Below are 14,037 nucleotides of genomic sequence, written 5' to 3' on the forward strand. Positions count from 1 at the left end.
AAGTTTTATTAAAAGTCTATGAATGGTAGAAGTTTTTATACCACAGTTCTAATGATAATAACATGAACAGATTTCTTCTATAATCTTTCTTTTTGTTTTTGTGCAAATCTATCATATTCTTAATCGCGCCTACATGGAAATATTGTTTGCTGAATGATTGATTTGAATCGATCAGATCTCTTAAATTACCAGCCAGTTCTTCCTTAAACCAATCACCTACAGGCGTTTCAAAACCTCTTTTCTTACGGTTAATGATCGAATTTGGAAGCCATTTTTCAGCGGCTTTACGATGAATGTACTTGCCAACCTTACCTCTTAATTTTAAAGATATAGGCAAAGTTTCAATAAAGTTAATTAAATCAGTATCTAAATAAGGTACCCTGTTTTCTATTGAGTTGGCCATAGTCATTTTATCATTAAAAATAAGCAGGTTATCTGGCAACATTCCTCTGGTATCTAAAAACAAAAGTTTAGATAGCGAATCAGCTTTTGGATCTGTCTGATTATAATATCTTTCGAAATGAACCCTTTGGCTCTGATCAATTAACGGAGCAATGTTATCTTGATAGAGTTGTTTTTTCAAATCTGGGGTAAACATCGTATATATTGCTATGAATCTATCCAGCTCATCTTTAAATTGCGATGAGTATACGCCTCTTTCAATTGCGTTATTGGTTGGAAACATTTTTTGAGCAAGAGACAGCGGTAACATTGATAATAAACCCGCGTAATCTGATAATATTTTCTCCCCCCTGTACCGTTTGTATCCTGCCATCGGTTCATCTGCGCCTTGGCCACTCAATACCACTTTTACATGTTGAGATGCTAGATTAGAAACATAAAACAGTGCAGGTATTGTAGGCTCTGCTATTGGCTCTTCAGTATGGTAAAAAGATTTGTAAAAATAGTCCATATATTGCTGGCGATCCATAAAAATATCTCTATGTTCCGCACCAATAAATTTTGCAGTATCTCTGGCATCATCTAACTCGTTAAAATTACCCTTTCCCTTAAAACCAACGGTAAACGTTTGAATAGGATGGCTATTATGTTGTGACATCAAATGACCCAACACTGCAGAATCCAGACCGCCACTTAGCAGTAAACCTACCGGTACATCACTTAATAACTGTCTTTTAACCGCTTGTTCCAATAAACGTTGATATTCCTTAATGGCCTCATGCTCATCAATGTTCTGATTAATTAGTTGTGGTTTTTTCCAGTAATTGATTAATTCAGTTTCTCCATTCTGGTGATAAACCAGATAAGTTGCTGCCTCTAACTTTTTTATGTCTTTAAATAAAGTAAATGGTGCTGGATTGTACCGAAAAGTTAAAAAAGTATTCAGCGCATTCGTATCTATTGCTTTTTCATAAATTGGATTATTTTTAATAATCTTCATCTCTGAGCCAAAAATTAATGATTTCCCGTTTTGATAATAATAAAGTGGTTTAACACCAAAATGATCCCTAACCAGATAAACTTTTTGTTTTATCTTATCAACCAATCCAAAAGAAAAAATTCCATTAAAGTCATTTACAGCTGCAATACCGTATTCCTTTAAATAATAGAGAATCGTTTCCGTATCAGAATTGCCGTGAAAAGTTACCCCAGGCAACTTTTTTCTTAAATCTAAGTGATTGTAAACCTCACCATTAAATACAATCCCGAAGTTACCACATTTGGTAAACATCGGCTGATTTCCATTTTCTGAAAGATCTAAAATAGATAGACGAGTATGGCCGAAATATACTTTATTTCCTCCCATATCGAAATCGATCAATTGTTGAAAGTCTGGTCCTCTATGTTTAAGAGCGTCTAATTCAAAGGCTGATAATTTACAGTTAATACTACCGGCTATTCCACACATATTCTTATAGGTTATCTTTAAAGCTATTTAATTTAAATTGATTATTATTATTATGGTTACCATTTACATGTTACTAAAAGGTATCTGGTAAAAACACATTTGTATCTATTTTTTTGCTGTTTATTTATAGCGCTTTTGTAATTTTAACGCCGTTAATCTTTATTATGTATGCAGGAATACCGATAACAGTAGCATCTGAGGGCACATTTTTAGTGACCACAGCATTAGCGCCAATATTAGAATTGTCTCCAATGAAAATATTATTAAATACTTTTGCACCAGGGGCAATCCTGACATTATTTCCTATAGTAGGCCGGCCGTTTCCTACACCAAAGCCTACAGTTACTTGTTGATTAATCCAGCAATTTTCCCCAATAGATTCGGCCGAAATAATTGTTGCAAAACCATGTTGAATAAATAAACCTGGCCCAATGTTATCCGTTGCGATAAATAATGATGACATTTTTGGGCAGATGATGTTTAGGAGATGGCCAATCGTACCCACACGCTTATAAAATAAATTTCTATATTCTGGAAAAAAGCCAAGTAAATAAATAAGTCCAATAAGCCCGGTTTCCTTCCTATTCATTATTTCAAGCCACCTTCGGTTATCCTGTTTGATAATCTCATGATTTGAACAAAACAGGAACACGATAATATGAGGTAAGCACCTAATAAATTCCAAAGTCAATCTAAAATATTTAAGTATCTCTAACATTGATGTTTAATTTAAATTGGGTTACAATTCATTTTTTAATCTCCTCTCCGTCCAATTACTCTTGCAGGTGTTCCACCTACAATCATATACGGTTCAACATTTTTTGTTACTACTGCACCTGCGCCAACTATAGCACCCTGGCCCAAACTAATACCCGGTAATATAATTGCATTCCTGCCTATCCAAACATCATCCCCGATCACTACAGGCTTTACCTCAGTAAATTTTTGATGTATAATCATTTGGGTTTTATCTTTAAAGTTATGGGTAATAGCAAGTATGCTAACATTATGGGCAATTAATACATAATTACCAATTACAGCCGATTGAATATATACGCCCTCATTAATTTCGCAGTTATCCCCAATCACAATTTTCTCCTTTAAGCCAAATTTAAAATTTGATTCTATAACGGTGTCTCTACCGATGTCAATTACATACTTTAATATTTTTATCCTCAATTTATTGAAATATTTCCCCATTGGAAAATAGACATTTGGAAGCCTGATTGCTATCACATAATATATTACCAGCCAAAACTTTTTCATATCACGCTTTCATACATCTTGGAAAGTTTTTCAGCGACGCTACCTTCATCGATGCCCATTTGCATCAATTTTTGACGCCCATTTGATACCCGATCCTCTTTATTAAGCAATAAAATTGCCTCGACAGGCGCAATAAAATCCATTTTATCAAAGGTTTCTACAACAAAGCAATTACGTACATCCTGAAGCAGATCAGATACATCACCAACGTTTGTTGAAACTATCGGCTTATTACAGCCCATTGCTTCCTTTATAATTTGCGGTGAGCCTTCGCTAAAGGAAGTCATAATCAATAAATCCAATTCATTCAAATTCTGGGCAACCTCGTCTCTGGTCATATCATCAAACTCTACAACAACTATATTGAATCGGGCTTTCAATTCTTCGATGATAGAAGTAAACAATGGCCAGTTTTTTTCTATTCTCGATCTGCTACTAGGAAAGCCAATTTTGAGGGTATCAGTTTCCTCAGGCCCAGCGAGCTGTTTAAATCGATTGGCATTAATCCCACATGGGATTTTCATTAATTTATTTTGATGCGATTTTAGTAATTCTGCGGTTAAATCATTTAATACAATAACCTTAGATGCATATTTCAATATATTTAAGGTGATGTTTTTCTGTAAAAATCGATTTATAAATCCTTTCATACCAAATAATTCGCCACCATGCAGGGTGATGATCACCGGTACTTTCGGCCTAAAAAATAGCAGAAAAAGACCTGATATCGCATAATGGATGTGAATGAGATCGTAATCTTTACTTTTTAGCGCATGTTTAATTGATCTAATGCTTTTGAAGTAATTTACTTTGCTCTCTCTTCCATTGATAAAAAAAATATCACTTTCAACATTTTTTAGGCTTTCTATTTGCTCTTTAACGTGTATGCCGAAAGATTGATAATCTTCAACAGGAAACATGTTTGTTATAAATAAGATTTTCATTGATGATCTAGTCTTGAGTGTATGCATGAAGTAAAATATCGGTATTTGCTGTCCAAAGGTTTAATGCTGAATCAATCTTTAAATTATCTGCTAAAACATCATAAACTTTTGACTCAATAAATTCAATAATTCTTGCCGATAGTGCAGAAGGATCACTAGGCTGAATGAGTGAGCCATTTCGATCCGGATTAATGTGCTCAGCAAAAGCACCTACACTTGAGGCTATAACCGGGGTTTTTAAACCAAATGCAGTCATTAAAACAGCACTTTGAGTGGCTTCAATATATGGACATATAACAAATTTCGCTTCGCTTATTAAGTTGACTAATTCGTGGTTGGAAATATGTTTATTAAGTATCGTTGCATTTCCAGAAATATTTTTCAATTTCTCTGTGTTTATTTCATAGCCATTAATACTCCTTCCAGCAATAACGAAATGTTCATCAGGGTATTTCGCAATAACGCCTGGAATAGCATCAAGCAGCACATCTATTCCTTTGTAAGGAGACATTCTTCCAAAAAATAAAATATGCTTTTTTTCATAAGTCTCTTTATCCTGAAAATTTCTGTAATAACTTAGTGCTTCCATTTTCAGATTAATTCTTCTTATACTTTCTATTTTATAAAAGGATTTAAACTGTTGTTCAGCGAATTCTGAATAAAATAAAAGTCCCTTGAGGTTTGGAAGTTTAAACAGCAATGCCTTGTAAAATTCTATTTTATAATCTTTTTCACCTAGGTGTGGTATCGGGTCATGCAGCGTAACGAAAACTTTTTTAAATTTTAATATTGACGGCAAAATTAAAGCTGAACGAATTAATATTGCCTCTATGTGTAAAACATCAGGCTTTATCTTTGATATGTATTTACGTATTTTATGCGCTTTAGTAATATTTGATAAAATATTTGATTGCTTATGTGCAATAAACATCGTACTTGCAGTGCCCTTTATAAAAGGCTCCATAAAACTAAAGCTTTTAGGTGAAAGCACCTTTTGAGGATCTACAAATAATTCGTTTTCCGGAAGCTCATTGATGTCACATACATTTTGATTCTTTGATTTTTCAGTAACCTCTATTAATACATGTAATTCAACATGGTTTTTGAGTACATTTATGAGTTCCAGAGAAGCATCCATGAAACAGGTACCGGTATAAAAAATAACTTTCTGCATTTTTTTTATATCTATTTTACAATAAAAAAAGATTTAATAGCTTTTTTTAGTAGGCCACTGTAAAAAATAAAGTAGGCCATTGATTTACGATTCTCTAAATTTAAGCTTTGTAATGAACTTACAATGTAATCCTCTTTCTCTCGTATATTTAAGCAAGTGATTTCTATTGGCATCGTTAAAAGCCATTTTAGCTTCTCCCTGGCTGTAATTTTAAATTTTGCGATATATGATTTAAAATAGCGATCTGCCCAAAGTAAGTAGGCTAGGTTTGCCTGGATTTTTCGAATCACAATTGGCTTATCATTGGTAATAGATGAAATATTTAAATCACTATATCTCCAATACACAATGCCCTGGTTCATGGTGTAAATTCCATGTTTCCTGGCTAATTTTATCCATGTCGCGTCATCCGTAGACCAGCACAAATCGAAATATTCAAAACCTTTAACATCTTCGAAAGCCTGTCTGTTGAATATATATTCAACAGCATAACTATAAATTTTTTTGTTAAGTCTTCCTTTAAAGAAATCATCTGCACTAAGAAATTCAGGAAATTTGTTTAATGCTCCAATTGCTTCCCCACTGCTATTAACAATCTGATTATTAAATCGATATAAATCTATATCCTTGTTCTTATTCAAGCTACTGTAAAACGTTTCCACGCAAATTGATTCAACATAATCATCATCTGAAAAAAGCCAAATCCATTGCTCTTGATCAATAAGATTGATGCAACGATTCCACTGGTCAACCAGGTTGACACCCCCTAAATTATTCTCAAATTTTTTATAAACAATGTCAAGTCTACCCTCAAATTCCTCAACTATTTTAAATAAATCGTCGGGGCTCTTATCATCTCCGATATAGACTATAAAATCTTTACAAGTTTGAACTGCTAAAGACTGTAGGGTTTGTTTCAGGTATTTGCCTTTATAAGCGGGTATTACTATTGCGAGACGTGATTGTGTTGACATTTAGCGTATTAGACTTATAAGATGTTTGAAGTACCTATTATGGAGTGCTACGAAGATCTTGTTTCCCGTAGTTTCACACAATAGCCCTATATCACTATCCAAATAATGACCTTTCTTTATTGATTTATAGCTGAGATTTGAGCAACGTGAGACCTTGATATTTTTCCTATTTCATACAAATATTGATAGCAATACAACACAATTACTGTCGTAATCAAAAAATTAGTTGAAATAATGGAATCCGAAGTTAGACAAGTGACGAGTAATAGCCAAAGGTAGTATTTAAGATAATAGTAATCTTTGGGCAAAGGAATTGTAAAACTCTTATAAAAAATCATGATATAGGCGATGACCGCAAATATCCCAAATAAAATATATAATTCAACTAAACCGATATCTGATAAGAAAAAACCATAATTGTCACTTAACGCCAGCACTGTTTTACCATACGAGGAATTATTATTGTATAATCCATTTCCAAAAACTTTACCTAAATCAGTTGGGGTAAATTGAGTTAAAAAGTAATCAGCCGCACGAATTCTGATGTAATCACCACCAGCCGATACATCTTGTTTCTGTTGCTCAACCAAACCTTTACTAATTGGCGTTTCTATATTGAAGAATGCATACGCAGCAATGGCAAAAATTGCAACCGTAACAACTTTATAAACCAGTTTAATACTACTTAAAAAATGAAACAGATAAACAATCAACATGAGAAAAATTGCTTGCCTGGTAACTTGTAGTATATTGATAACTAATCCGGTAATGGCATAAGCCAACCACAAATATTTCATATTTGTTTTCAGATTGGTTACTTTGTTAACAGCAATAAAACATGATAAGAAGAATACCCCGGCGCCAGGAAACCCCACACGAACTACTCCCCGATCTTCTACAAATTCAGCATGTTGACCAAAGTATACAACAGTAGTATGGGTAAACTGAAAAAGAAACAGGAGCATATAAATAAGCCCATAAATAAGTATGATATTTTCTATTTTGCTAATCGGTATTTTGGCATATAAGAGGTAAAAAAATGTAAACCAAATCAGATACGGAATTGTTGTAGCCGCGTAGCTAAGTTCCTGACCCCAGGAAAATCTCGCCATAAATATCGAAAAAAGAATAGAAACGCATAAAATTTGTATCGGGAGGATAAATCCACCTTTACTTTTAAAGAAGTGAGGAATTGATATCATTATCGCTATGCCCATAAAAGCATAACATAGGTTTTTCAATACACCAGAATTAGCGACAACGGCATCAAAAAATTTTAAAGAAAAGATGATTAAAAAAAAGATGAAAATTGTCTTCTTATCGAACATACCCAAAAGTTAGTTAAATGATTCGTTTAGCTCGAAATGTTTTTTAGCATTCTGATTGCTCAAATCAATTATCTTTGTTTTATAAGTTTCATAACTTTTTACAAAATTATAATTCGATTCCATCATAACCCTACCAGCACCTCCGATTTTATAAGCAAGACCTCTATCTGAGAATAGTTTTTTTATCGCAGTGGCGTAATCTATCGGGTCCGTGCAATGCATATAATTTATACCAGATTCGGCAGAAATACCCTCGATACCAACATTGTTACTCAAAACAGTAACTGCACCAGACATCGCTTCCAGAATTTTTATTTTAATTCCGCCTCCAAAAGTTAACGGAACAACCATGCATAAAGCTGTTTCAAAATATTTTGCGGGATCATCTACAAAACCGGTGAAAACAACACCCGGGACATCCTTATATTTTTTAGAAAAAGATGCTGAAGTCCCAGCACCTATCACAACAAATTTGACTAAATCGCTTAAATTAAACGGAATAAAAACATTTTCAATAAACCATTTCACCGCGTGCATATTTTCCTCACGATTCATGGCACCATAATATATGACCTCATTTTTGTGTAAGGCTTGACTCCGATTACTTCGGTTATAAAATGGTGAAATTAATAACACTTTGTCTGCATCAATGCCATTATTAATGAGTAATGAAAAATCATTACTGCTAAGTACCAATATCAAGTCCATCAATTGTAATGCAGCCAATTCCAGCGCTTTAAATTGCTTCACCAAAAATTTCTTCTGTAAAATGCTTTTATCAAACATTCTTTCAACTTTGTTAAAAGATACATCATGCTCAGTAGCGATAAATATTGCCTTTGGAAATAGCTGCTTGCAGTAGTCACTTAAAAAAAGCATTTCAGTCCATTCAAATGCAATGATGTCTGGCACCCATCCTTGATCAAAAACGCTCTTTAAGGCCTTTTTGTAAACTAACCCTCTAAAAGGCTCCAAATATAACCATGACGGTTTGAGAAGTGAAAGTAAGTTTTTGATTGGTTTTTTGTAAAAAGGATATTTTAATTTTTTAAGAATCGCTGGCGTTTTTATAGAAAAATCATGGGCATTTGGAAATTGATTTTTCATTTTGCCAGCATTTATAAAATCGTTATTATGATCTACAACATAAGCAACCTCAAATAATTCATCATTACAAAATTTATCCAGATAAAAACTGAAAGATTTATGACCGGCCTGATAAGTAGAATCATGCACAAAATGCTCAGTAATAAATAGAATTTTTGTTTTTTTATTCATAATGTTATTACGTAATATCGGTATCGAAGAAGGGGAAGTATTTCAATTTGTATTCATATTCCTCAATTCGACGCACTGCAATAAATTTTGCTGGCATACCAGCTACAATGTAGTTAGTTTCTAAGAAAGATTTTGTCACAACAGATCCTGCACCGACTACACATCCTTTCCCTAAAATTACGCCAGGTAAAATAATTGCCCTGCTGCCAATCCAGGCATAATCGCCAATAGATACTTGCTTGCCAACCGCAGCGAACATTGGATCATGAACCTCATGACTTAATGATAGGATATAGCACTCGGGGGAAATGCTTACATTATTCCCGATTTCAATTCCATATCTCCCATCAAGATAAACTTTTCTATTAATTACGGAATTTTCACCTATTTTTATATTTCTGCCAGTAAAAAAACAGCCCATGTGCACGGATGACTCTTTCCCAATCTTGATTCGCAGGATTTTTTTGATGTACCAGTGCCTCACATCATACAAAGGAAAATTTGTTATAAAATGATTGTAAAGGTAAAAAGAACAAGCTATTAAAAATTTACTTCGCATTTTGCTTTATGATTATCCAAATCAAAATATTTACTTGTTAAATATTCCAGTAGCAGTTTTATTCAAAATGCGACGTGTTTGGATGTAATAGATAATTCCTAAAAAAATAAAGATAAGCGTATTTGATAAGGTTACTCCGGCTATACCAAACTTATGTGATAAAACTATTGCCAATGGAATGTTGATTAAAGCTGTAAATACAATCAGGTATAATTGTAGCCTGATTTTGCCAATGCCATTTAAAAAATAAACGTACATGGTTTGGAAGCTATAAGCAATAACCCAAAGTGCCATCACAAATGATAGAAATGTGGGCAGCTCTACACTGTCTTTCAACCATATTTTATAAATGAACGGTGCACTAACAAACATTAAAATTGTTATACCCACCAGAACTAACCAATATTTTTGCATTTTATTTAACACTTCATGTATCCACTTTAAATCATTTCTAGCATATGCATCGGTAAATGCACTCCAGAATGGTGTTATGACTATTGTAAATATCATCGTGATGATAGAATAAAGTTTGAAAGCAACATTGAAAGTGGTCACTTCTTTAGGCCCAAATAAACGGATGATGATAATGTTATCTGTTTGAACCAAAATCAAAGCCCCTATCTGTATAATGAAGAAAATACCACCAACCTGTAACAAGTCCTTTGCGTATTTAAAATCTACAAACTTGAAACTGGGCTTGAGACTTTTTAAACTAAATTTATAAAGGATAATTGAAGCAATAATTTGGATTAGAAGGGGTACTCCAGCCAGTATAGCAACAATATAAACTAAATTAACAACTACGGATTTAGATAGTATATATATGATGGTTGCACTAAATAACTGGCCTAGAAATGCAATTAGTGAGACTTTTGAAGGAACATGCCATGCCGTTAAAATTGTATTTATAATTTGAAATACGAATTGCACACAAAACGTAATAAATACCACAAGCACCAATAAATTCAGGTTCAGGTCTTTTGAATTTTTTACATTTAATATCGATTCCCAATTGAGAAAAGGATTTATGGGTAAAAAAATTACTAAAACAATAAGCGAAATGATACCCAGAATGGCATAAGTCGTGCTAACATATATCCGCGAATTAAGCGTTTGACCTAGTGCAGAACTTTCGGCGAGTTTATTTTTTAAACCATTGGCTAAACCAATATCAAAAAAATTAAGCCACCCAATTATCGAACTCAAAGTTAGCCATAAACCGAACTGGGATGGATTAATATAATTGATCGTAATAGGGATCAATAAAAATCCTATGGCCATGCTTAAACCCTTTAATATTAATGAATAGAATATATTCTTCTTTATTTGACTCGAGCGGGCATGACCGTTATCAAAGAATGAGTTTAATTTAACCGTTAAATATTGGATCATTTAGCTAATGATGATTTGCCTTAGGTGAAAATTTGTAAATTAAAATAATACGCTAGAATCTACTACCAAAATCACTAAAAACAGGCTCTAGAAAGTTCTTTTTTGTAGTGGTGTAGTAAGAGTTGCTATAACTATATCCCGAGCCAAACTTTTGACGGTCCAATCCATTAAAAACAATGTTAATATTCTTAAGTTGATCCTGATCCTTAATCGTTTCCAGATAATTAAGTTCAGTTTTACTCGTCACACCTTGCCTTATAACATACAAACAAACATCTGTTAACGGAGAAACAATTGTAGCATCAGGTACTAAGTGAACTGGAGGACTATCTATAATAATATCATCATAAATTTCACTAAGTGCCTCGATTAGCGCAACCAATTCAGGTCTTTCTAATAACTCTGATGGATTTAAAGCAGCTTCTCCGCTACTAATCACATCAAGATTATTTGTTACGCCAGATTTTTGAATGATATCATTAATGCTTGCCGAACGCATGAAATATTCGTTTAAGCCTGGTTTATTATTCGGCAGATTGAGTATTCCTAGTATTTTAGGTTTTCGCATATCCAACTCCAAAATAATCGTTTTGCGTTCTGTATAGGCCAAGGAAATACTTAAATTGATGCTAACAAAACTTTTACCCTCACCAGGTAAACTAGACGTGATCAGTGTTACCCTTCCTTTTGTTTTTTCTTTATGCAGGTAATGTAACCTCGTTCTTAGTGCCCTGAACTGCTCGCTTGTGGGCGTAGCATCCCGCTCGTTGATGGCAATTTGATTTTTTTGATGCGCTAATGGTATTTCTGCAATAACCGGCAAATCCACAGCTTCTGTAATATCCTGTAAACCAATTACTTTATTACTTAAAACACTTCTGATAAAAATTAAACCACTTGGTATACCCAGGCCTAAAACCAATGCCAATGCATATATTGTATTCTTTTTATCTTTAGGAAAACTAGCATAAGCCTGATCGATTATTTTATCATCGGTTAACGTAGCTGCGTAATTGGCAGATGCCTCTTCTCTTTTCTGTAAGTAATAAGTATAGAGCCCTTCCTTACTAGATTGTTGCCTTTTTATATTTATAAACTCACGCTCTTGTGTAGGAATACTCCTTATGGAAGACTCAAAATTTGAGTTATAAGAACTTAATTTATCTCTTTTACCTTGTAAAGAAACCTTGATACTCCGTACCATTTCTTTAATGGTTTGCTTGGTGGTTTTGATTTGCCTATTGATAGGCTCAAACTCTGGACTTGTTTCGGGCGTAGTGGCCGCTAGTTCCTGATAATCCAACTGAAGCTTAGAAAGGTTATCTATTAAATTGGAAAGCGAAGGGTCATCTATCCCATTTGCTGATGGTACCTTTTCAGAGTTCTTTGAAGAATTAACATATTTATCAATCCTATTGATAATATCTAACTGAATATTAGCGTCATTAAGTTTGGTATCATTGGCTTGTAAGTTTTCTAAGCTCACTTTAGATTGTAGGCTGATATCTGTTAAGCCTTTACTACTTTTATAGTCTTCAATTCCTTTTTCTGAAGCACCTAAATCGCCAGATAATTCTGCTATTTTTTGATCTAAAAAGTTGATCGTATTTTTTACATCCTTGTTCTTATCAGTTGAAGAAGAAAGGTTATAATTAACTAATAATTGATTAAGGATATCTTTTCCCCTTTGCGCATTTGCATCATTTAAAGATACAACAATTGTTGATGACAGTTTATTTGAAAGGGATGCATCAATTGCTTTCTGATAAAGTACCACAACAGTTTCAGGATTTGAAACCGCTATGCTAAGTTTATCCCCAATATGAGCCGCCAAATGTTTTGTTGGCTCAATTGTCCATATTCCTAAACTATTTTTGTATGCTTTATTGAATTGAAACCGATTCGATTTGCCATTTGGCATAATGAAATCAAAGGATTGACCATCAATCGGAATAATCTGTAGTGTTTTACCCTCAAAATTTGGATTTTGCTTCACAAAATTGATTTTAACCGGAGTTAAATTATATAAATCAATTTTCTTCAACCCCTCTTTTTGTTGGTAATTTACCCAAAGCTTCAAATCCTGAACTACCTGATTGGTTAATTTTCTTGATTTAAGTATTTCAATTTCATTTTCAATTGTTTTTGCAGAATTGACAAAATCAATTTCGTGTAAAGCAGAAACCTGCCGATCTTGATTTTTTTTATCGTCCTTAATTAAAAGAGATGCCTTGACTTCATATACAGGCGAAAGCGTACCTACATAAATATATGCTAGCGGAATAAGAATACCCAAACAAAGTAAAAACAATGGCCAGTGAAACAGGTATTTACCAATTAGGGCTCCTACACTAAATTGCTTACTCTTTTCAGGTATATTGAAAGTGGTGGTTTGTCCTTGTAATGATGCCATTCCTATTTATATAATACCGAGAAAACAATTGCAACTACAGAAAGCGCTGATAATACTAATGAAGTAGTTTTGCCCCTGTCAATCGTTGCAAGTTTAAGCTGGCTTGGTTGCACATAGATTTGGTCGTTATTTTTAAGGTAGTAGTATGGTGATTGAAAGATTTTCTTTGAAGTTAAATCTATTGGTATATATACTCTTTTACCGGCCTCTTCTCTAATCAACACTACATTTTTTCGCATACCAGTTACGTTTAAATCTCCAGCTAATGTTAATGCCTGGGTAACCGATATTTTTTCATCTTTAACAGTATAAATATCTGGTCTCAATACATCTCCATAAATGGCTACCTTAAAATTCAGTATCCTTACGTTAGCAACCGGATCCTTGTAAAATGTAGTCAACAGACCGTTCATTTTTTCCTGAACCTGGGTAGTGGTTAGCCCAGCTACTTTCAAAGCTCCAATTAAAGGCAGTTGAACCTCGCCTTTGGCATCGACTAAATACCCTGAAACAGTTGCTTGATTATCTTTGGAAGTGTAGTTAAATATTGCTGATTGATCTGGTGTTCTACTGCTTACATTAATACCTAGAATATCTGACGATTGAATAACAGCTGGTTGATAGTTATTGATCGCTTCCTGAGTAATCGCGGCGCGGTCTAAATCCTGGTAATAGGGAATATCTTTATATGAACCACAAGAACTTAAAAGCAATGCAGCTGCCAATATTAATAATTTATAGTTTTTTTTCATTTGAAGGTCAAGATTAACGCGAGGTGTTTGTATAATTTAATTGAATAATAAAAGAATTGTCTATAATAACTAGCACAAAAATACAGC

Annotated in this window: 11 protein-coding genes and 1 pseudogene; all 12 read right to left on the reverse strand. The window is 33.6% G+C overall.

Translation table 11 applies throughout. The features are described 5' to 3' along the window. Nucleotides 1-16: 16 nt before the first annotated feature. Complete coding sequence (gene asnB / locus R2Q70_RS21410; protein WP_316809594.1) at nucleotides 17-1,870, reverse strand: asparagine synthase (glutamine-hydrolyzing); 1,854 nt, start codon at nucleotides 1,868-1,870, stop codon at nucleotides 17-19. A gap of 124 nt (nucleotides 1,871-1,994) precedes the next feature. Then, nucleotides 1,995-2,459, reverse strand: a complete 465-nt coding sequence (locus R2Q70_RS21415; protein ID WP_316809595.1) for a hypothetical protein — start codon at nucleotides 2,457-2,459, stop codon at nucleotides 1,995-1,997. A 167-nt stretch (nucleotides 2,460-2,626) separates the two neighbouring features. Next, nucleotides 2,627-2,791: pseudogene (locus R2Q70_RS21945) on the reverse strand (DapH/DapD/GlmU-related protein); the annotation flags it as partial. A gap of 341 nt (nucleotides 2,792-3,132) precedes the next feature. Further along, nucleotides 3,133-4,080, reverse strand: a complete 948-nt coding sequence (locus R2Q70_RS21425; RefSeq protein WP_316809597.1) for a glycosyltransferase family 4 protein — start codon at nucleotides 4,078-4,080, stop codon at nucleotides 3,133-3,135. A 7-nt stretch (nucleotides 4,081-4,087) separates the two neighbouring features. Next, the gene (locus R2Q70_RS21430; protein ID WP_316809598.1) at nucleotides 4,088-5,254 is read right to left on the reverse strand and encodes a glycosyltransferase family 4 protein; all 1,167 of its coding nucleotides are present in this window, start codon (nucleotides 5,252-5,254) and stop codon (nucleotides 4,088-4,090) included. A gap of 11 nt (nucleotides 5,255-5,265) precedes the next feature. Beyond that, a complete protein-coding gene (locus tag R2Q70_RS21435; protein WP_316809599.1) occupies nucleotides 5,266-6,228 on the reverse strand; it encodes a glycosyltransferase family A protein in 963 nt (320 codons plus the stop codon). Between the two features lie 116 nt (nucleotides 6,229-6,344). Continuing rightward, nucleotides 6,345-7,556 (reverse strand): hypothetical protein, encoded by a 1,212-nt coding sequence (locus tag R2Q70_RS21440; protein ID WP_316809600.1) that lies wholly within the window; start codon nucleotides 7,554-7,556, stop codon nucleotides 6,345-6,347. Nucleotides 7,557-7,565: 9 nt separating this feature from the next. Then, complete coding sequence (locus R2Q70_RS21445; RefSeq protein ID WP_316809601.1) at nucleotides 7,566-8,834, reverse strand: glycosyltransferase; 1,269 nt, start codon at nucleotides 8,832-8,834, stop codon at nucleotides 7,566-7,568. 7 nt (nucleotides 8,835-8,841) lie between these two features. Continuing rightward, on the reverse strand, nucleotides 8,842-9,255 hold the full coding sequence (locus R2Q70_RS21450) for an acyltransferase (RefSeq protein WP_316809602.1): 414 nt from the start codon (nucleotides 9,253-9,255) through the stop codon (nucleotides 8,842-8,844). 168 nt (nucleotides 9,256-9,423) lie between these two features. Beyond that, a complete protein-coding gene (locus R2Q70_RS21455) occupies nucleotides 9,424-10,785 on the reverse strand; it encodes a lipopolysaccharide biosynthesis protein (protein ID WP_316809603.1) in 1,362 nt (453 codons plus the stop codon). Nucleotides 10,786-10,837: 52 nt separating this feature from the next. Further along, nucleotides 10,838-13,198 (reverse strand): polysaccharide biosynthesis tyrosine autokinase, encoded by a 2,361-nt coding sequence (locus tag R2Q70_RS21460; protein WP_316809604.1) that lies wholly within the window; start codon nucleotides 13,196-13,198, stop codon nucleotides 10,838-10,840. 2 nt (nucleotides 13,199-13,200) lie between these two features. Continuing rightward, nucleotides 13,201-13,950 carry a polysaccharide biosynthesis/export family protein gene (locus R2Q70_RS21465; RefSeq protein ID WP_316809605.1) on the reverse strand — a complete coding sequence of 250 codons (750 nt, stop codon included), beginning with the start codon at nucleotides 13,948-13,950 and terminating at the stop codon, nucleotides 13,201-13,203. Nucleotides 13,951-14,037 lie beyond the last annotated feature (87 nt).

Origin of the sequence: Pedobacter agri, assembly GCF_032678665.1 — a bacterium.
Lineage (GTDB): Bacteria > Bacteroidota > Bacteroidia > Sphingobacteriales > Sphingobacteriaceae > Pedobacter > Pedobacter agri_A.

Excerpts from the sequence above, each read along its gene's own strand:
- asnB (WP_316809594.1), bottom strand. The coding sequence starts at position 1,870 with ATGTGTGGAATAGCCGGTAGTATTAACTGTAAATTATCAGCCTTTGAA.
- R2Q70_RS21440 (WP_316809600.1), bottom strand. The coding sequence starts at position 7,556 with ATGTTCGATAAGAAGACAATTTTCATCTTTTTTTTAATCATCTTTTCT.
- R2Q70_RS21415 (WP_316809595.1), bottom strand. The coding sequence starts at position 2,459 with ATGAATAGGAAGGAAACCGGGCTTATTGGACTTATTTATTTACTTGGC.
- R2Q70_RS21450 (WP_316809602.1), bottom strand. The coding sequence starts at position 9,255 with ATGGGCTGTTTTTTTACTGGCAGAAATATAAAAATAGGTGAAAATTCC.
- R2Q70_RS21455 (WP_316809603.1), bottom strand. The coding sequence starts at position 10,785 with ATGATCCAATATTTAACGGTTAAATTAAACTCATTCTTTGATAACGGT.
- R2Q70_RS21445 (WP_316809601.1), bottom strand. The coding sequence starts at position 8,834 with ATGAATAAAAAAACAAAAATTCTATTTATTACTGAGCATTTTGTGCAT.
- R2Q70_RS21425 (WP_316809597.1), bottom strand. The coding sequence starts at position 4,080 with ATGAAAATCTTATTTATAACAAACATGTTTCCTGTTGAAGATTATCAA.
- R2Q70_RS21435 (WP_316809599.1), bottom strand. The coding sequence starts at position 6,228 with ATGTCAACACAATCACGTCTCGCAATAGTAATACCCGCTTATAAAGGC.
- R2Q70_RS21430 (WP_316809598.1), bottom strand. The coding sequence starts at position 5,254 with ATGCAGAAAGTTATTTTTTATACCGGTACCTGTTTCATGGATGCTTCT.
- R2Q70_RS21460 (WP_316809604.1), bottom strand. The coding sequence starts at position 13,198 with ATGGCATCATTACAAGGACAAACCACCACTTTCAATATACCTGAAAAG.
- R2Q70_RS21465 (WP_316809605.1), bottom strand. The coding sequence starts at position 13,950 with ATGAAAAAAAACTATAAATTATTAATATTGGCAGCTGCATTGCTTTTA.